20 protein-coding genes are annotated in these 17,496 nt (G+C 57.7%); 9 read left to right on the forward strand and 11 right to left on the reverse strand.

What is annotated here, in order from left to right:
- Nucleotides 1-9 precede the first annotated feature (9 nt).
- Both ACR0JB_RS07150 and ACR0JB_RS07155 read right to left on the reverse strand, forming a co-directional pair.
- Nucleotides 10-1,380, reverse strand: coding sequence for a DNA-packaging protein (locus ACR0JB_RS07150; RefSeq protein ID WP_480789798.1), 1,371 nt, complete (start codon nucleotides 1,378-1,380; stop codon nucleotides 10-12).
- A 434-nt stretch (nucleotides 1,381-1,814) separates the two neighbouring features.
- Nucleotides 1,815-2,189, reverse strand: coding sequence for a VOC family protein (locus ACR0JB_RS07155; protein ID WP_170349066.1), 375 nt, complete (start codon nucleotides 2,187-2,189; stop codon nucleotides 1,815-1,817).
- 39 nt (nucleotides 2,190-2,228) lie between these two features.
- Here ACR0JB_RS07155 and ACR0JB_RS07160 point away from each other — a divergent pair, with 39 nt between their 5' ends.
- Together ACR0JB_RS07160 and ACR0JB_RS07165 are read left to right on the forward strand one after the other, a co-directional pair.
- Nucleotides 2,229-2,765, forward strand: a complete 537-nt coding sequence (locus ACR0JB_RS07160; RefSeq protein WP_170505525.1) for a winged helix-turn-helix transcriptional regulator — start codon at nucleotides 2,229-2,231, stop codon at nucleotides 2,763-2,765.
- 295 nt (nucleotides 2,766-3,060) lie between these two features.
- Nucleotides 3,061-4,317: a DEAD/DEAH box helicase gene (locus ACR0JB_RS07165; protein WP_480789777.1), complete on the forward strand. Its 1,257-nt coding sequence runs from the start codon at nucleotides 3,061-3,063 to the stop codon at nucleotides 4,315-4,317.
- 39 nt (nucleotides 4,318-4,356) lie between these two features.
- On the opposite strand, the gene mltG is transcribed toward ACR0JB_RS07165, so the two are convergent.
- The 7 genes from mltG to fabD form a co-directional block, all read right to left on the reverse strand.
- Nucleotides 4,357-5,517: an endolytic transglycosylase MltG gene (mltG, locus tag ACR0JB_RS07170; RefSeq protein ID WP_480789778.1), complete on the reverse strand. Its 1,161-nt coding sequence runs from the start codon at nucleotides 5,515-5,517 to the stop codon at nucleotides 4,357-4,359.
- Entirely contained in the window at nucleotides 5,518-6,783 is a 1,266-nt protein-coding gene (fabF, locus tag ACR0JB_RS07175; RefSeq protein WP_170396220.1) for a beta-ketoacyl-ACP synthase II, read from the reverse strand.
- Between the two features lie 204 nt (nucleotides 6,784-6,987).
- Nucleotides 6,988-7,731 (reverse strand): 1-(5-phosphoribosyl)-5-[(5-phosphoribosylamino)methylideneamino]imidazole-4-carboxamide isomerase, encoded by a 744-nt coding sequence (locus ACR0JB_RS07180; protein WP_170349071.1) that lies wholly within the window; start codon nucleotides 7,729-7,731, stop codon nucleotides 6,988-6,990.
- Between the two features lie 119 nt (nucleotides 7,732-7,850).
- Nucleotides 7,851-8,390 carry a GNAT family N-acetyltransferase gene (locus tag ACR0JB_RS07185; RefSeq protein WP_170396222.1) on the reverse strand — a complete coding sequence of 180 codons (540 nt, stop codon included), beginning with the start codon at nucleotides 8,388-8,390 and terminating at the stop codon, nucleotides 7,851-7,853.
- Nucleotides 8,391-8,528: 138 nt separating this feature from the next.
- Nucleotides 8,529-8,762, reverse strand: coding sequence for an acyl carrier protein (locus tag ACR0JB_RS07190; RefSeq protein ID WP_008756330.1), 234 nt, complete (start codon nucleotides 8,760-8,762; stop codon nucleotides 8,529-8,531).
- A gap of 209 nt (nucleotides 8,763-8,971) precedes the next feature.
- Nucleotides 8,972-9,709 carry a 3-oxoacyl-[acyl-carrier-protein] reductase gene (gene fabG / locus ACR0JB_RS07195; protein ID WP_170359008.1) on the reverse strand — a complete coding sequence of 246 codons (738 nt, stop codon included), beginning with the start codon at nucleotides 9,707-9,709 and terminating at the stop codon, nucleotides 8,972-8,974.
- Between the two features lie 40 nt (nucleotides 9,710-9,749).
- The gene (gene fabD / locus ACR0JB_RS07200) at nucleotides 9,750-10,688 is read right to left on the reverse strand and encodes an ACP S-malonyltransferase (protein WP_170349074.1); all 939 of its coding nucleotides are present in this window, start codon (nucleotides 10,686-10,688) and stop codon (nucleotides 9,750-9,752) included.
- A 170-nt stretch (nucleotides 10,689-10,858) separates the two neighbouring features.
- On the opposite strand from fabD, the gene ACR0JB_RS07205 reads away from it, so the two are divergent.
- Nucleotides 10,859-12,085, forward strand: a complete 1,227-nt coding sequence (locus ACR0JB_RS07205) for a cytochrome b/b6 domain-containing protein (protein ID WP_170396224.1) — start codon at nucleotides 10,859-10,861, stop codon at nucleotides 12,083-12,085.
- 57 nt (nucleotides 12,086-12,142) lie between these two features.
- Here the strand turns inward: ACR0JB_RS07205 and ACR0JB_RS07210 are convergent, their stop codons facing one another.
- Both ACR0JB_RS07210 and ACR0JB_RS07215 read right to left on the reverse strand, forming a co-directional pair.
- On the reverse strand, nucleotides 12,143-12,715 hold the full coding sequence (locus ACR0JB_RS07210; RefSeq protein WP_170349076.1) for a YceI family protein: 573 nt from the start codon (nucleotides 12,713-12,715) through the stop codon (nucleotides 12,143-12,145).
- A gap of 126 nt (nucleotides 12,716-12,841) precedes the next feature.
- Nucleotides 12,842-13,360, reverse strand: a complete 519-nt coding sequence (locus tag ACR0JB_RS07215; protein WP_170577641.1) for a hypothetical protein — start codon at nucleotides 13,358-13,360, stop codon at nucleotides 12,842-12,844.
- 294 nt (nucleotides 13,361-13,654) lie between these two features.
- On the opposite strand from ACR0JB_RS07215, the gene rpsF reads away from it, so the two are divergent.
- From rpsF to ACR0JB_RS07245, 6 genes are all read left to right on the forward strand, one after another.
- A complete protein-coding gene (gene rpsF / locus ACR0JB_RS07220) occupies nucleotides 13,655-14,008 on the forward strand; it encodes a 30S ribosomal protein S6 (protein ID WP_170349078.1) in 354 nt (117 codons plus the stop codon).
- A gap of 27 nt (nucleotides 14,009-14,035) precedes the next feature.
- Nucleotides 14,036-14,263 (forward strand): 30S ribosomal protein S18, encoded by a 228-nt coding sequence (gene rpsR / locus ACR0JB_RS07225; RefSeq protein WP_005982441.1) that lies wholly within the window; start codon nucleotides 14,036-14,038, stop codon nucleotides 14,261-14,263.
- Nucleotides 14,264-14,275: 12 nt separating this feature from the next.
- Nucleotides 14,276-14,896, forward strand: a complete 621-nt coding sequence (gene rplI, locus ACR0JB_RS07230) for a 50S ribosomal protein L9 (protein ID WP_170349079.1) — start codon at nucleotides 14,276-14,278, stop codon at nucleotides 14,894-14,896.
- 190 nt (nucleotides 14,897-15,086) lie between these two features.
- Entirely contained in the window at nucleotides 15,087-15,527 is a 441-nt protein-coding gene (locus ACR0JB_RS07235; RefSeq protein ID WP_170396481.1) for a lytic transglycosylase domain-containing protein, read from the forward strand.
- Nucleotides 15,528-15,766: 239 nt separating this feature from the next.
- Complete coding sequence (locus ACR0JB_RS07240; RefSeq protein ID WP_170349080.1) at nucleotides 15,767-16,468, forward strand: helix-turn-helix transcriptional regulator; 702 nt, start codon at nucleotides 15,767-15,769, stop codon at nucleotides 16,466-16,468.
- Between the two features lie 97 nt (nucleotides 16,469-16,565).
- Nucleotides 16,566-17,414 (forward strand): acyl-homoserine-lactone synthase, encoded by an 849-nt coding sequence (locus ACR0JB_RS07245; RefSeq protein ID WP_170349081.1) that lies wholly within the window; start codon nucleotides 16,566-16,568, stop codon nucleotides 17,412-17,414.
- The last annotated feature ends 82 nt before the right edge of the window (nucleotides 17,415-17,496 follow it).

Here is a 17,496-nt window from a genome sequence, read left to right on the forward strand (position 1 = left end):
TTTCTTCGCTCACAAACTCCGAACCCTAGGCCACCGATACACCCCCGCAGGCCCCACAACCAACTCATGCAGCGCCCAGACCAGCGCGTCGACCCGGTCGGGCGAGCCCTGCCCTTCGAACCCCCGCGCGGTCATCTGGCACATCTGTTCCTCCAGCGCATCCAACCCCGAGACATGCGCCACACGCCCCTGTTCGTACAGCGCCGCCACAGGCTCGGCCCGGGCGACCTTGCCGCGGGAGGCCCGAACCGCGCGATAGGGCACCAGAGGGTCCACCTGCCGCACCACCTCTTCTACAAGCTGCCCGCCCTGATTGACCTCGGCCACCAGACGCTCGGCCCCGAACTCATCCATTGCGTCAATCGCCGCCTGCGCCCAACCAGCTGGGCCGACGCCCTGAACCGTTCGGTCGGCCAGCACATAGGCGCGCCACTCCTCGGGCGGCCCCTGCACCTGAGCGCCCACGACCACGATCCCGCAGGCATCCGCATCTGAACCGGCCGTCACAGCAGGATCCAGCGCCACCACGATGCGGTCCAATTCGGGCACCTGCGCGCACCGTGCCGCCTCGAGCATCGAACCGGTCCAGAGCGCCCCCTCGGCATCCGACAGCAATACGCCATCCAACTCCTGCCGTCCCAGCCGCGTGCCTGCATAGCGCGCGCGCACTTCGTCCAGAAACGATGCGGCCAGATTTGCCCGGTTCGCCTCGGTCGGCGCGTGCGTCTGCACCGTTGAAGGTGACGCCAGCAACTTTTTCAAAACCTTCACATTCCGCGGCGTGGTCGTCACGCAGACCCGCGGCCGCTCACCCAATCTCAGCGCAAATTGCAGCATATCCCAGGTTTCCCCGGCCTTTTTCCATTTGGCCAGCTCATCCACCCAAGCTGCATCGAACTGGGGTCCCCGCAACCCTTCGGGATCATGTGCCGAAAATGCCTGTGCCTCGGCCCCATTGGGCCAGATCAACTTGCGTTCAGATGCCTTCCAACTGGGTCGCCTGTCTGGGGGCGAACATCGCAATATCCCGCTGTCACCAAAAATCATGACATCGCGCACCTGATCGAAGGTCTCTCCAACCAAAGCCACACGGCGGGCCTCACCCCGATCCAGCGGTTTTGCCCCCTCGACCATCGACCGCACCCATTCGGATCCAGCCCGTGTCTTGCCCGCGCCACGTCCGCCCATGATCACCCAGCATCGCCAATCACTCTCGGGCGGCAACTGATGCGGCAGCGCCCAAAACTCAAACAGGAAAGGGAGGGCACACAGCCCCCCCTCCCCGATCTCACTCAGAAATCTCTCCCGAACCGCAGCATCTGCGGAGGCGAGCCAACCTGCACCCGATTTCAAATCGAGCGCGCTCAAGGTCGATCGCATACCCTCCTTGGGCAATTCCGGCTTGTCTGTGATGTTGTTCGACAAAGCTTGTCTCCACTTTCTGACAACTTCGGATCAGCCCCTCTAGCTGCCCCAGTTGCTTGCCTGCTCCGGCAAGGTCTGCATCCTCCCCGGCACCAATCTGCTGGCGCAGTTCTTCCGCTGCTTGGCGCAGATCGCGAATGGATCTTTCAAGGGACTGCAACAAGTCAGCCGTCTGAGAAATCCGCTCTTCCGGGGTAATCAAAGTCATGTTTGCCTGTGACCTCATGCGTGAGTTTTCTCCGCACGAGAGAAACGAAAAACGGCCACCGGGTCGCCCCGGGGCCGTCGCCCACTTCTTCTAGCATGACATAACTTCTACGGGATTAAGCACGCAAAGTCAATATGTTACGCAACATCGAACGCAACAACAATCGTACGCTGTGTTAAGATTAACCGCCCGTCAAATCTTGCGCCAGCATCATCGCATTGCGATCCGGATCATAGAATGTGGCCGTGCTGACCATCCCCTCGATCGTTTCCGTCGGGCCATCAAACGCCACCCCGGCAGCTTCCAGCGCACCACGCGCCGTGGCAATATCACCAACTTCATAGACCGGAACGCAATTACCCGGTGACGGCTCGGCCTGTTCTCCCAGACCCAATGTCACTCCGTCCACATTGGTGCGCATTTCGCTCCACCCGGCTTCATCGATGTGATGGGCAAGTTCGAACCCAAGCATGTCACGATACCAATCCGCACTGGCGTGACGATCCCTGACTGAAATCGCAAACGTGATCGTGTTTTTTAACGAAACATGCGGCATTGAACTTTCCTTTATATTTAAATATAGTTACTATACTTTATGGACATAACTCTACTTGTCAAGCTCACCTCCCGCGCATGGTCACTGAACATTCTGGCGCTGATGCATTCCGGTGTTTCTGGGCGACAAGCCCCTTTACTCGCCGCAACCAGCGCCAGTCGAACGGCCTTCGCGGCCAGTCTCGATCACCTCGTCCAACTCGAACTGCTCGAGCGTAACCCCGGCCATGGCCATCCCCTACGCCCCGAGTTTCGCCTCACCCCCGCAGGCACCCAAGCCGCGCGTATCGCCAGCGCGATCATTCAGGTTGCCCCGGATGACGTCACGCACAAGCTTCTCCGAAAATCGTGGACCGTTCCCATCCTGGCCCTAACCGGCACCCCGCATCGCTTTTCGGCGATCAGGTCGGATCTGATCACCATCACCGATCGTGCCTTATCCGCCTCATTGCATCAGTTAGAGGATCACGACTGGATCCAGCGCGATATTGAGACCTCGGGGCGGATGCCCTTCCCGACCTATCGCGCGGTCAAAACCGGTTTTGCCATCCATCAGGCCGTCGGGTTGGGTCAGTAATCAAGCAACACCGTCGTACAAGACATAGAAAACCCTACCCGATAGCTTGACATTCGACCTCTCAACCCGCATGTGCCCATGAAACAGCGCTGCCGCGTGAGCATTCGGGCCCTCAACGGCCCCACAGCGCCCGATCCACCATAGTTCCCCATCACGCAGGGTTCTTGATGCGACGACCGGATGGTGCAGGAGCCGCCTGCATTTCCCGAGGTCTCGTACAACCCCTGCCGGTCGCAGATGCGGCCCGTGACGACTTGCCTTTGGGTTAATACCGAGGGCTGCAAAGGATAGTTATTTGTTCGACTTTGACATGCTGGGCCTCGCGCCCGCCCTGAACGACGCGCTGAAACGCGCCAATTTCACCCAACCTACGCCGATACAAAACCAGGCCATTCCGCTGGCGCTGAACGGGCATGATATTCTTGGGCTGGCCCAGACCGGCACCGGCAAGACCTTGGCCTTTGGCTTGCCTCTGATTGATCATCTGCTGGCGCAACCGGGCAAACCTGCGCCGAAAACGGTGAAGGCTTTGATCCTCGCACCCACCCGCGAACTGGTGAACCAGATCGCGGAAAGCCTGCGCAATCTGACGCAAAAGACGAAACTGCGCGTGGCCACTGTGGTTGGCGGACAATCCATTGGCAAACAGATCTCGTTCCTGTCGCGAGGCACTGATATTCTGGTTGCCACTCCGGGCCGCCTGATCGACCTGATGGAACGCGGTGCCGTTGACCTCAGTTCAGTGCGTCATCTGGTGTTGGATGAAGCTGACCAGATGTTGGATATGGGCTTTATTCACGCCCTGCGTAAAATTGCACCTGCACTGGGCACACCGCGTCAAACCATGTTGTTCTCCGCCACCATGCCAAAGCAGATGGAGGAACTCAGCCAATCCTACCTGACCAACCCGCAGCGGGTACAGGTTTCACCTCCGGGTAGGGCGGCAGACAAGATTACGCAGTCTGTGCATTTCCTCAGCCGAGGAGAAAAGCCGCAAAAACTGCGCGAAATTCTGTCCGCTGACATGGACGCCCTGACGTTGGTCTTTTCCCGCACCAAACACGGTGCTGAAAAGCTGATGAAAGGTCTTGTGGCCGATGGCTTCAACGCGGCATCGATCCACGGAAACAAAAGCCAAGGACAGCGCGATCGCGCAATCAAGGCGTTCCGCGCCGGTGAGATCAACGTGCTGGTCGCCACCGACGTGGCGGCACGTGGCATCGACATTCCCGGCGTTGCCTATGTGATCAACTATGACCTGCCAGAGGTGCCAGACAATTATGTCCATCGCATTGGCCGCACGGCCCGTGCCGGTCGTGAAGGCGAAGCCATTGCCTTCTGCGCGCCCGATGAGCTGGACCAGCTGCTGCAGATTCAAAAGCTGATGAAGATCGAAATTCCGGTCGCCAGCGGTACCATGCCTGAATACGCCGAGCCCAAAAAACCGCGCAATCGTGGTGGGTTCCGGGGGCGCAAACCGCACGGAGCGAATTCGACGTCGAAACCTGCGTCGTCAAAACGTCGCCGCCCCCGCAGACGTCCCGCTGCATAAGAAAAAGAAAGGGCCGCGTTTTTCGACGCGGCCCTTTTCTTAGTTGCTCGAGCTGTTTCTCTCAGCTTCTATTTCTCGCCATTTGGCGACGTTGCGGTTGTGCTCATCCAGAGTTTCCGCAAACGCGTGCCCGCCAGTTCCGTCTGCAACAAAGAACACATAGTCTGTGCTGTCTGGGGCCACCGCGGCCTCAAGGCTTGCAAGGCCGGGATTGGCGATCGGTGTGGGCGGCAAACCGTCAATCACATAAGTATTCCAAGGGGTTGCACGGCGTAACTCACTGCGGCGCAAGCCACGGCCTAGCACACCTTGTCCCTTGGTGACACCATAGATCACTGTCGGGTCTGTCTGCAGCTTCATGCCTTTTTCAAGTCTGTTCACGAACACACTGGCCACTTGGCCGCGCTCATGTGGAACGCCGGTCTCTTTCTCGATAATCGAGGCAAGGATCAACATCTCCTCTGGGCTGCTAATCGGCAAATCGTTCTGCCGGCTTTCCCAAACCGCGTTGATCCGCAACTGTTGCTTCGCCTGCATGTCCTGTAACACAGCGGCCCGGTCATCACCTGGGGCCAGCTCATAGCTGTCGGGCGCCAACATGCCCTCGGCCGGAATTTCGGACACCTCACCGGTCAGGGCGTCAATGCCCTTAAGCGCCTCGACCACCTGCCAAGAGGTCACGCCCTCAGCCACCGAAACACGATACCGCGTATCGGAGTCCTGACGTTTTTCAACGTATTCAGCAGGGGCTTCCTCTTCACCAGCCTCGAAACTCGCAATTTCGACAAACTCCAAGGTGGCCGGGTTCAGCTCTCGCACGCGGGTCTGTACCCGTGTGACACCAACGCGATATTCAATCTCGGATCCACAGGTGCTGGCACCGCTGCTGGTGATATCGTCGATGATCTGCGCCATCGATGCGCCTTCGCGAACCAGAAAACTGCCCGCTTTCAGCTGCTGCGCCTTGTCAGTGTAATCCGCACCCATCCGGAAGATCATGGCGCTGCTTATGGCACCCTCATCTGCAAGCTGCTGGCTGACGCGAGTCATGTTCGAGCCGCTTTTCACCTGTAGGCACATGGCGGTTTCCAGCGGGCCTTCGGCCTTGTACTGCGATTGCCCCCAAAGGATCAGACCGCCGATCAGAAACAGGCCGACCACCAGGATGGTCAGCGCGTTTGATGCCAAAGCCCGCCACATTTAGCTGGCCTTTCCGAAGATCACGCTGGCATTGGTGCCGCCAAACCCGAATGAATTCGACAAGGCCACGTTGATCTCACGCTCGCGTTTGGCTTTCGGCGCCAGGTCAATCGGTGTCTCAACCGCCGGGTTGTCCAGGTTGATCGTCGGCGGAGCCACCTGATCGCGGATTGCCAGGATCGAGAAGATCGCCTCGATCGCGCCAGCCGCGCCCAGCAAGTGACCCGTGGCCGATTTGGTCGAAGACATGGTTGCGTTGCCCGCATGATCGCCCAACAGACGTTCCACCGCGCCCAGTTCGATCGTATCCGCCATGGTCGAAGTCCCATGCGCGTTGATATAATCCAGATCCTTTGGCTCTAGCCCGGCACTGCGCAGGGCGGCTTTCATGGAACGCTCTGCCCCGTCGCCGTCCTCGGACGGTGCGGTGATGTGATAGGCGTCACCGGACATGCCATAGCCCAGAACCTCGGCGTAAATCTTCGCACCGCGCGCCTTGGCATGTTCGTATTCTTCCAGCACGACAATGCCTGCGCCTTCACCCATTACGAACCCGTCGCGGTCGACGTCATAAGGGCGGCTGGCTTTCTTAGGGTCGTCGGCATACTTGGTCGACAGCGCCTTGCACGCGTTAAAGCCCGCAATGCCAATCTCACAGATGCAACCCTCGCCGCCACCCGCAACCATGACATCCGCGTCACCGGCACGGATGATACGGCTGGCATCGCCAATGGCATGTGCGCCGGTCGAACAGGCGGTAACAACCGAATGGTTCGGCCCTTTGAACCCATGACGGATCGAGACCTGACCCGAGGCCAAGTTAATCAGCGCGCCGGGGATAAAGAAGGGCGAAACGCGGCGCGGACCCTTGTCACGGATCAGATTGGCCGTGTTCGCGATAGAACCCAGCCCACCGATACCCGAGCCGATCAGCACCCCAGTGCGCAGGCGATCTTCTTCATTCTCAGGCAGCCAATTCGCATCCTGACAGGCCATATCAGCCGCAGCGATGGAATACAGGATAAAGTCCTCGATCTTGCGCTGTTCTTTCGGTGGCATCCAATCGTCGGGATTGAACGTCCCGTTCGTACCATCGCCACGAGGCACTTCGCAGGCATAGGTCGTGGTGACCCCACTCGCCTCAGCATCAAACTGCGTGATCGGGCCCGCGCCGGATTCTCCGTCCAGCAGCCGTGACCAGCTTTCCTCGACCCCACTGGCCAACGGAGTGACCAATCCCAGACCGGTTACAACGACTCTGCGCATGAAATGCCTCTTGCCTGCTTCCTATTTGAGAACCGCTCATACCCCGGCGCGGGGGCCGGGGGCAAGAGCCACGGCGCAATCCCTTCCGGCATCATCCCGCCAAACCCGAAAGAAAATCCGCCTGTCACCGTTGGAAGGGTTCAGAAATGAAAAACCGCCTTCTGCCCGCGCGGGGCAAAAGGCGATTTCCGGGTGACTTGTCTTTTACTGGAACTGCGCCACGGGCTCGTGCGCGGTTTTGGCAACTTCCAGCGCATCTTCCAGGCTCAAAGATTTGCGGAACAGCGCCCGCCCGACAATCGCGCCCGAGATGTTGTGGATATAGGCCAAGCGCGAGATATCGTCCGCCGTGCGCACCACACCGCTGGCGATAACGGGGGTACGGGACTTTTCCGCAAGACCCGAGATCAGCCCCAACTGCGCTTCGACATCTTCCATGTCACTGTCGATATCCGTCACCACAATACCCGCGAACGGGGTGTCCGCGAACGCTTCGATAAAGGCTTCGGGGGTAAAGGCGCTTTGACTGCGCCAACCTTCGGTCATGACAAAGCCCTGCCAGACATCAACCGCCAGAACGATCTGATCCGGGTAAAACTTGGCCAGTTCCTTTACCAAGATCGGGTCGCGCGCAGCCAAGGTACCGATGACGACCCGCCCTGCCCCTTTGTCGATCCAATGTTCGACATGTTCGCGCGCGCGCATCCCACCGGCCAATTGCACCGGCATTTCAGCCGAGCGGATGATTTCCTCGACCAGCTCGGCATTGGTATCACGGCCTTCGATCGCGTCGAAATCCGTCAGCTGCATCCATTCGGCCCCGGCGGCCGACCAACTGCGCGCTGTTTCAACCGGGTCCACGTGCCAGATCATGGCATTGTCCAGACGGCCCTTGTCCAGCGTCACGCACCGGCCGTTCTGCAGTTCCATAGTGGGGTAAATCCTCATGAGCCCGCTCCTCCGCTCAATCGCATGTCAATCCAGTGTACCATACACACTGGACCGACACCGGATTTTACCAGTTTCGGCAAACTGAGGACATTTTGCGGCATTGCCGCGATTGATAACTAATGGCGTTTCGGAGGGCCATTCCGGCGCAGCAATACAACCTCAGACCCGTTGTACTTATCTTGACGCATCGGCACATATCCCAGCTTCTCAGCCAGTTTCTGCGAGACGGCATTGGCCGAATTTACCATTGCAACCAAAGGCCCAGGCATGATGCGGTCGAACCAATCATGCGCCGCTTGGGCCGCTTCTATGCCCAAACCCTGCCCCTGCGCTTCGGGTACCAAAATCCATCCGGCTTCGGGGTAACTGTCGAAATCTTCACCCATCGAGCGGTTGCCGTAGAAAAAACCAGCCTGACCGATCATCTGGCGATTCGATTGCTGCAAAACCGCCCAATGTCCGAACCCGGCCATCTGCCAGTGCCCGGCATTGCGCAGGAATGAATCCCACGCCTCACCACGCGACCTTGGTTTGCCACCGATATGCCGCACGATGCACGGGTTGCGCCAGATCTCGGCGAACCGGTTAAAATCTTCGGGACGCATGGCGCAAAGCATCAAGCGTGCCGTGTTTATCGTCGGGGTGGATCGTATCATGCCCTGCCCGCTCGGAAAAAATTGCCTCTGTTCAGACAGTGCTTAGCGGAAAAGCGTCAAGCAAGAGTGAATTTGTTTCGGGCATAAAAAACGGCGCCTCCGTTGCCCGGAAGCGCCGCTTTTAAGGATTTGAAACGCTTAGGACGCTTCAGAGATGAATTTGACGGCGTCGCCAAAGGTCTGGATGGTCTCGGCTGCGTCATCGGGGATTTCGATGCCGAACTCTTCTTCAAAGGCCATGACCAGCTCAACAGTGTCCAGGCTGTCTGCGCCCAGATCGTCGATGAAGGAAGCGTTTTCTGCCACTTTGTCTTCTTCAACACCCAGGTGCTCAACAACGATCTTTTTAACGCGATCTGCGACGTCGCTCATGTCTATTCCTCATTCCATTTCAGGGCGTAGCGCCCGGTTCTGCCCTTGCCCGCTCAGGCTGGCTTGATTTTGCCCGGTCCGGGCGGTTTGGTTTCCCGATTGCCGGGAAAGTAGAAGGCCGACCCACTGGCCGACCCCCGCATACATGCGCCGCCTATAGCACAGACAACGCCCGACGCAAACGCTTTCGCGCCTGCCCCGGTGTGCGCTCACAACATGGCCATACCGCCGTTCACATGCAAGGTTGTTCCTGTGATATATCCCGCTTCAGGGCTTGCAAGGTACAGAACTGCCGCAGCAATTTCTGACGGCTCGCCCATACGACCAGCTGGAACCTGACCCAGAATTCCCGATTTCTGGTCGTCGGTCAGCTTATCCGTCATCGCAGTTGTGATGAATCCCGGGGCCACTGCGTTTGCCGTGATTCCGCGGCTTGCGACCTCATAGGCCAGCGACTTGGTCATACCGACCATACCGGCCTTGGACGCGGCATAATTGACCTGACCCGGATTGCCGGTCGCGCCGACCACGGACGAGATGTTGATGATCCGACCCCAACGCGCTTTCATCATGCCGCGCAACACACCTTTGCACAGTTTTGCCGTGGCAGTCAGGTTCACGTCAATCACGCTTTGCCATTCGTCATCCGACATCCGCATAAACAGATTGTCCCGCGTGATGCCCGCGTTATTCACCAGAACGTCCACGGATCCCATCGCGTCGGCGGCTTGCTTCGGCAGCGCTGCAACTGCTTCGGGGTCGCTTAGGTTGCAAGGCAATACATGCGCGCGCTCACCCAGCTCATCCGCCAGTGCTTGCAGCGGTTCGACCCGCGTACCAGACAACCCCACAGTGGCACCCGCGCCATGCAGTGCGCGTGCGATATCGCCCCCGATACCACCCGAAGCGCCGGTGATCAGCGCGTTCTTACCTGTCAAATCAAACATTCGGTTTCCCTCTTGGTGCGTCCGTTGCGACGTTTTCAACTTACGATTCAGCCTGAATGACCTTTTGCACGTCTTCCGGCGTACTGACGGCCTTGCCCGCAATGGCCCGATCAATCTTGCGGACCATACCTGACAGCGCTTTACCTGCGCCAATCTCCCATGTCTCGGTCACGCCTTGCGCCGCCATGTATTGCACGCTTTCACGCCACCGAACCGAACCCGTGATCTGCTCGACCAGCAATTGACGGATCAGGCTAGGGTCCGAGACCGCCTCGGCCCGCACATTGGCCACCAGCGGCACAGCAGGTGCCTTGATTTCAACCTCTGACAGCGCCTCTGCCATTACGTCTGCGGCAGGCTGCATCAGAGCGCAATGGAACGGCGCGCTAACCGGCAACATCACTGCGCGCTTGGCACCTTTTTCCTTAGCGATCTCGGCAGCACGCTCTACGGCGGCTTTGGAGCCTGAAACCACGACTTGTGTCGGATCATTGTCATTTGCGGCCTGACAGACTTCGCCCTGCGCGGCTTCCTCGGCCACGACGCGGACGGCGTCCAAATCCAAGCCCAAAATGGCAGCCATTGCGCCTTCGCCTACCGGCACGGCGCTTTGCATGGCCTGACCACGGGTGCGCAGCAGGCGGGCAGTATCGGCAACCGACAAAGCTCCAGCAGCGGCCAGCGCGGAATACTCACCCAGCGAGTGACCGGCTACAAATGCTGCGTCAGTAACCGAAACACCTTCGGCATCCAGCGCGCGCATCACCGCCATTGACGTCGCCATAAGCGCAGGCTGCGCGTTCTGCGTTAGCGTCAGATCCGCTATATCACCTTCCCAGATCAGGCTACTCAGCTTTTCACCCAGCGCCTCGTCGACCTCGTCGAACACAGCCTGAGCAGCCGGATAAGCCTCGGCCAGAGCCTTGCCCATCCCGATAGTTTGGGCACCCTGCCCCGGAAAAACGAATGCGCGTGTCATTGCGACCTCTTGGATGACGTTAGGTTGCGGCGGGGTGTAAACCGTGCGCGGGCGCGGCACAAGCACTGCCTGACCTCTGCAATCTGGCACTTTTGCTGTGCGTGGCTCGCTATTGCGTCCTGATCCCATGGCTTTAGGTTGAACGCAGCCACCCCAGTACGGAGCAACTGATGCCCTCGACCAACACCTTTTCCAGCTATGGCAGTGTGGCCAAGACCTTTCACTGGTTGACCGCCTTGCTGATCTTTACCGCCCTGCCGCTGGGATGGTTCGCCAACAATCTGGCCCACGCAATCTATGATCCGTCCATCCCCACCACCGAAGAGGACCTTGTTCGGGCGGTTCAGTTGTTCTCGCTCCATAAAACAGTCGGGGTCACCGTCTTTTTTGTCGCGCTGGCCCGCATCTTATGGGCGATGACCCAGACCAAGCCCGGCCTGTTGAACGCAGACAACAAACCCGAAGCCTTCGCCGCCGAGCTCGTTCACTGGATGCTCTATGCCTCGCTGGTTCTGGTTCCCCTGACTGGCTGGCTGCACCATGCCGCAGCGGAAGGTTTCGCCCCGATCCTGTGGCCCTTTGGGCAAAATCTGCCCTTCATTCCCAAGTCGCCATATGTCGCAGAGGTTACGGCTGGCCTGCACTGGCTGTTCATTCTGGTTCTGGCGGGTTCACTAATCCTGCATATCGCAGGTGCCCTCAAGCACCATGTGGTCGACAAGGACAGCACTCTACGCCGGATGCTGCCCGGCCGTTCAGACGCGCCTCAGCCCCCTGACCAACATCACTCTGCCCTACCCGCTGTTGCTGCGCTGGCTATTTGGGGTGCGGTCCTGTTGGGTGGTTGGTCCACGGGCGTATTCTCGGATCACTCCGCCGCCGCAACCGACACCGCAGAACTGTCCGAGGTGCAATCGGACTGGCAGGTGCAAGAAGGCACACTGTCCATTACCATCACCCAACTGGGCAGCCCGGTGACCGGCACATTCGCCGATTGGACCGCAGCAATTGCCTTTGAAGACCCATCTGAGCCGGGCCTAGCCGGTACAGTTGACGTCACAATCGCGATCCCTTCGCTGAGCCTTGGAACGGTTACGGGTCAGGCCATGGGGGCCGATTTCTTTGACAGCACCCAATTCCCAACCGCCCAGTTCAAGGCCGACCTCTACAAGACCGACACCGGGTACGAGGCCCGCGGTCCGCTGACCATCCGCGACAAAACTATGGATGTGGTGCTGCCTTTCATGCTTGATCTTCAGGACAACACCGCCGCGATGTCCGGGGCGTTGGAATTGAACCGGCTGGATTTTGATGTTGGCAAATCCATGCCCGGCGAGGACTCGCTGGCCTTTGTGGTTGCAGTCTCTGTGGAACTGATCGCGCAACGAGCCGAATAACAAAAAACCGCCGAGGCGACGTGCCTCGGCGGTTTTGTTCAGAAGATCGCGTGCGACTTATTCAGCCTTAACTGCTTCGACCGAGATCCGGACTTCGACTTCGTCACCGACAAAAGGCGCAAACTGTCCCAGATCAAAATCGCTGCGTACCAGCGTGGTGGTCGCGTCAAAACCCGCCCACGGCTTTTTCGCCATTGGGTGTTCGGACACCTGGTTCAACTTGGCATCCAGAACGACCGACTTGGTCACGCCGTTCATGGTCAGATCGCCGGTGATGTTGGCCGTGTTCTCACCGGTGACTTCAATACCGGTCGAGGTAAAGGTGACCAGGTCACCTTCGGCGGCGCCAAAGAAATCTTCGGTCATGAAGTGATCTTCGCGTGGCTTCCAACCGGTGATCATTTCAATCACGGGCATCGAAACAGAAACGCTGGATGCTGCAGGGTCTTCTTGGTCAAACATGATCTCGCCTTCGAAGCCCGAGAACATGCCGGTCGTGGTGGAATAACCCAGGTGGTTATAGCTGAAGACGACCTGGCTGTGGCTGGGGTCCAAAACGTATTTCTCGGCGCTGGCAAACGCCGAAGTTGCCGAAACGGCCAGTGCAGCAGCAAGAAGGGTGGATTTCATAACAATCTCCGAAAAATTATGGATGCAACCCGAATGGGTTGCTCGATAACGAAAATGTGCTGCCCAAGGGCAGCACACAAGTATTATTCTCTAACAGTTTCTGTTCCTAGATGAACAGAATAAATTTCACGCGAAGATTGTTACGCTTCCACTGAGTTGCCCCTTGAGCGCTCGACCGACATCCGCCGATTGCAGCGGCAGTTTCATCAGCAGGCTGCCATCAACATCGTACAATTCGACCTGATCGTCAGCAAAGCGGGCACCACCCAAGGTGTCATAGCTGCGGCGCAGAACGGTCTGCGGGCGGCCATTTTCGTTCTTTTGCAGAACCCGAACCTCGCGGCGGATCGGATCAAAATAAGCGTCCGGGCGGGCATCCAGCAACTGAATCGTCAGCAGGCTAACCCCGACCAGTAGGAACATAAGTGACGCGGCCAGCTTGATTGGCCAGACTTCGGCGGCCATTGCTGAACCGGCCACCAACCACATGGAAAACGCCATCACGATCAGAAAGGCGCCCAGGACGCGGGCCAGTACCATCCGAACCTTCCAATTCGGCGCAAAGGCGATCAGAACTGGTACAGATTTCTCATAGTTCGCTGAGGTTGCGGACTCTTCGAATGCATTCGTATTCATCGCGGTCATCTCTCTCACCCTGTTTTTCAGGTTGCCGTTCTGGGTCCGGTAGTTCCGGATAGTCCCCGGTATGAAAAACAACTTTGAGCCGAAAAGCGTCAGGAATTGGGCAGCGCAATGTTAATTGGATGTTAATAGCACGACACCGCCGAGGCGTCTGTGGCGGGGCTTGCCCCTCGCGCTCAAACGTGTATACGAGGCCATCCTTCGCAAATCTTATGAATCGCGCAGCCTCTCGTGGCAGGGTCGCGAAGGAAAATGGCCCCGCCTATGAAATGCGCCTTGATAGAAACAGGAGTACACATGCCGCTGTATGAGCATGTAATGATCGCGCGTCAGGACCTGTCCAACGCGCAGGCAGAAAGCCTTGTCGAACATTTCGGCACCGTTCTGGCGGACAACGGCGGTAACGTCGTCGAAAGCGAGTACTGGGGCGTTAAGACAATGGCCTACAAGATCAACAAAAACCGCAAGGGTCACTATTCCTTCCTGAAGACCGACGCCCCCGCTGGCGCCGTTCAGGAAATGGAGCGCCTGATGCGCCTGCATGATGATGTTATGCGCGTTCTGACCATCAAGGTCGACGAGCATGCCGAGGGCCCTTCGGTCCAGATGCAGAAGCGCGACGAGCGCGAAGGCCGCCGCGAGCGCCGTTGATCAACGCCTGACGAAAGGACATAAACCATGGCCGCAAAACCATTTTTCCGCCGCCGCAAGGTCTGCCCGTTCTCGGGCGACAACGCGCCGAAGATCGACTATAAAGACACCCGTCTGCTGCAGCGCTACATCTCTGAGCGTGGCAAGATCGTACCTTCCCGCATCACCGCCGTTTCGGCGAAAAAGCAGCGTGAACTGGCCCGTGCTATCAAGCGCGCCCGCTTCCTCGCCCTGCTGCCCTACGCCGTGAAGTAAGGAGAGACTGACATGCAAGTTATCCTTCTGGAACGCGTTGCGAAACTGGGTCAGATGGGCGACGTCGTTGACGTCAAGCCCGGCTACGCCCGCAACTTCCTGCTGCCCCAAGGCAAAGCGCTGAGCGCGTCCGAGGCAAACGTCGCCTCGTTCGAAGCCCAGAAAGCGCAGCTTGAGGCCCGTAACCTGGAAACCAAAAAAGAAGCTGAAGCACTGGCTGAAAAGCTGGACGGTCAGCAGTTCATCGTGATTCGCTCGGCATCGGATGCCGGCGCTCTGTACGGTTCGGTCACCCCGCGTGACGCCGCAGACGCAGCAACCGAGGCTGGTTTCACCGTCGACAAGAAACAGATTGCCCTGATCGCACCGATCAAGGAACTGGGTCTGCACTCGCTCGCAGTCAAACTGCATCCTGAGGTCGAAGTTGAAATCAAGATGAACGTCGCCCGTTCGGAAGAAGAAGCCGAACTGCAGGCGTCGGGCAAATCGATCCAGGAACTGGCTGCTGAAGAAGAAGCCGCTGCTGAGTTCGAAATCGCCGAACTTTTCGACGACATCGGTTCCGCTGCTTCGGAAGATGAAGAGCTGGTTGCCGAAGAAGCTCCGGCTGAAGAAGACGAAGCCAAAGCCTGATCTGGTTCAATCGAATTTCGAAAAGGCCGCACCAATTTGTGCGGCCTTTTTGCATGCACACGCAAAACGGGCAAATTTCAGCCACATCTCAAACCTACGCTTGCAGATGGGCACTCGTTTCCTATCATCGCGCCCTGAAATTCGGAGTACACAGATGACCTCTTACCTGCGCCGCAGCGCTCTGGCCATGATGCTGATGATCCCCTTCGCTGCTTGCGGAGGGCCGGAGACGGTGTCGCAAGACGCATTCGATCCCCCTCTCTATCCCAACGAAACGCCTGAATTGCGGGCCTTGATCAATAAGTGGGCGGATCACTACGAAGTCCCCCGCGAGCTTGTACACAAACTGGCGATCCGGGAAAGCACTCATCGCCCGTGGGCTGTGAACCGGCCTTATTACGGACTGTTGCAAATCCTGCCCGCGACGGCACGCTCTATGGGCTACAGCGGAAATGCACAGGGGCTGCTGGACGCCGATACCAATCTGGAATTTGCCGGAAAGTATCTGCGCGGGGCCTGGTTGCTTTCGGATGGCGATCAGCAAAGGGCAGTCTTCCTGTACGCCAAAGGGTATTGGCCCGAAGCCAAAGCCCGCGGAATGCTGGTTGAAACTGGGCTTGTACCCGAATGAATTCCCGCTCAACTTGTACAAAGAACGTAAACATCCGATGCCAATTCGCGTCAGAATCGGCGGAATTCCACCCAAATACCCCAGCTTCACGCAGTTCTGTTGCTCTAAGTACGCATTATGCCTGCGCGATATGAACAATTCCCTTGCGCTTAATACCTCGGTTGACGCAACGTAGGCTTGAATACGGACAGACTGTGCGCTTTCGGGGGGTGGAAAGCGCTATGTAAAAGGTTGGACAGGTGAAACTCATAGACTTGGCCGCGCTCGACCAACAGGAAAAGTCGACCGCAGACATAATCAACTCGGTCTGCGAGGAACTCGGCTTTGACTATGCGTCTTATGCCACTTTAAATCCTGTGAAAGGTGACGTTCAGGGGTATGCGAATTACCCTGACGAATGGAAAATCCATTACGGCAGCCATGGATACCACCATTTCGATCCAACAATATACCAGTCGGTTCTCAGCATTGCACCGGTCGATTGGGGCCGTTTCAATCACGACGAAAAATTTAATGCCGTTTTCCGCGATGCACATGACTTCGGCATTACCCCGCGTGGTTTAACCGTTCCTGTCCGCGGCCCTTACGGCGAATGCGGAATACTAAGCGTGACCCGCGATTGTTCAGATGCTGAATGGGAGTCGCTCAAAAGAGAAGTTATGGGCGACCTGCAAATGGCCGCTGTGCATGCGCATGATACGGTTATGCAGTCCGGGGTTCTGGCCAAAGCATTGTACCTGCCCGCCCTTTCGACACGCGAAAAAGAGATCCTTCAATGGGTCGCTGAGGGTAAATCGCAGCAAGATATTGGTGATATTTTGTCGATTTCCCACCGAACCGTCGAGGTTCACATGCGCTCTGGCCGCGAAAAACTGGGCGCGTTAACCACGCCTCAGGCCATTGGCCGGGCGATAGGTTTGGGCTTAATCGCCCCAGGATAAGCAAAAAATCGAAAAAAATACGGGAAACCCCCAATAGTTTCCGCCCGCGACATGGTTAACTCTCGAGTCACGGTAACCAGACTGTAGGGGGATGGAAATGATCATCGTAATTGATGGTATCAACCAGCATATGTTTAGTGATGTCCTGGACGAAATGTTCAAACTACGAGCCCGCGTGTTCGGCGATCGTTTGGGTTGGGAGGTCAACATAGTAGACGGCCGTGAACGCGATATGTTCGACGACCTGAATCCTGCACACGTGGTCAGCATCAACGACGAGGGGGAAGTCGTTGGGTGTATGCGCCTGTTGCAGACCACAGGTCCACACATGCTTGCGGATGTCTTCAATTCAATTCTGGACGGTGAACCGCCCTTGCGCAGTTCACAGGTCTGGGAAGCGACCCGGTTCTGTGTCGACACCAAACGACTGGGCCAAGGGCGCGGCAAAAATTCAGTGTCCTATGTGACCAGCGAGGTCATGATCGGCTCGTTCGAATACGCCAAAACCGCAGGCGTACTGGACTCGATCGCTGTGATTGACCCAATTATGAACCGTGTTCTGCAACGGTCGGGCAATGCCCCGTATGATTACCTCGGTAGTGCAAAACCAATGGGCAAAGTGGTTGCGATGGCGGCGTTGATGGATTGCTCGGATGAACGAATTTCGGGCATTCGGGACTATGCGGGAATCGAACATGACGTCTTCCTGACCGAAGAACAGGCGCTGAGTCTGTTCGCGCTCGGCAAGGCCGAAAAACCCGCTAATGTCGATCACCAACCGCTGACCGAGCTTGAGAAATACTTCGTCGAACAGATGCATTCAGCAAAATCGAAAGACGAAGTCAAAGACGTGCTTAAACTGATCGAAGCGCTGTCAGATCGTTTCACGCCAGAGCAAAAGACTGCTCTGCTGAGTACCCCCCGTGCTTTTGCTCATGAGGCCTGACCCCCTCACCTCATAAGATCAAAAGCCACCCACCGGAGCCGTCTGATTGTCAGACGGCTCCGTTTTTTTGTGCCCCGTGGGC

The sequence above is a fragment of the Ruegeria sp. BI7 genome (assembly GCF_056537925.1).

Coding starts and splice junctions, on each gene's coding strand:
- ACR0JB_RS07150 (WP_480789798.1), bottom strand. CDS start 1,380: ATGCGATCGACCTTGAGCGCGCTCGATTTGAAATCGGGTGCAGGTTGG.
- ACR0JB_RS07155 (WP_170349066.1), bottom strand. CDS start 2,189: ATGCCGCATGTTTCGTTAAAAAACACGATCACGTTTGCGATTTCAGTC.
- ACR0JB_RS07160 (WP_170505525.1), top strand. CDS start 2,229: ATGGACATAACTCTACTTGTCAAGCTCACCTCCCGCGCATGGTCACTG.
- mltG (WP_480789778.1), bottom strand. CDS start 5,517: ATGTGGCGGGCTTTGGCATCAAACGCGCTGACCATCCTGGTGGTCGGC.
- fabF (WP_170396220.1), bottom strand. CDS start 6,783: ATGCGCAGAGTCGTTGTAACCGGTCTGGGATTGGTCACTCCGTTGGCC.
- ACR0JB_RS07180 (WP_170349071.1), bottom strand. CDS start 7,731: ATGAGGATTTACCCCACTATGGAACTGCAGAACGGCCGGTGCGTGACG.
- ACR0JB_RS07185 (WP_170396222.1), bottom strand. CDS start 8,390: ATGATACGATCCACCCCGACGATAAACACGGCACGCTTGATGCTTTGC.
- ACR0JB_RS07190 (WP_008756330.1), bottom strand. CDS start 8,762: ATGAGCGACGTCGCAGATCGCGTTAAAAAGATCGTTGTTGAGCACCTG.
- fabG (WP_170359008.1), bottom strand. CDS start 9,709: ATGTTTGATTTGACAGGTAAGAACGCGCTGATCACCGGCGCTTCGGGT.
- fabD (WP_170349074.1), bottom strand. CDS start 10,688: ATGACACGCGCATTCGTTTTTCCGGGGCAGGGTGCCCAAACTATCGGG.
- ACR0JB_RS07205 (WP_170396224.1), top strand. CDS start 10,859: ATGCCCTCGACCAACACCTTTTCCAGCTATGGCAGTGTGGCCAAGACC.
- ACR0JB_RS07210 (WP_170349076.1), bottom strand. CDS start 12,715: ATGAAATCCACCCTTCTTGCTGCTGCACTGGCCGTTTCGGCAACTTCG.
- ACR0JB_RS07215 (WP_170577641.1), bottom strand. CDS start 13,360: ATGACCGCGATGAATACGAATGCATTCGAAGAGTCCGCAACCTCAGCG.
- rpsF (WP_170349078.1), top strand. CDS start 13,655: ATGCCGCTGTATGAGCATGTAATGATCGCGCGTCAGGACCTGTCCAAC.
- rpsR (WP_005982441.1), top strand. CDS start 14,036: ATGGCCGCAAAACCATTTTTCCGCCGCCGCAAGGTCTGCCCGTTCTCG.
- rplI (WP_170349079.1), top strand. CDS start 14,276: ATGCAAGTTATCCTTCTGGAACGCGTTGCGAAACTGGGTCAGATGGGC.
- ACR0JB_RS07235 (WP_170396481.1), top strand. CDS start 15,087: ATGCTGATGATCCCCTTCGCTGCTTGCGGAGGGCCGGAGACGGTGTCG.
- ACR0JB_RS07245 (WP_170349081.1), top strand. CDS start 16,566: ATGATCATCGTAATTGATGGTATCAACCAGCATATGTTTAGTGATGTC.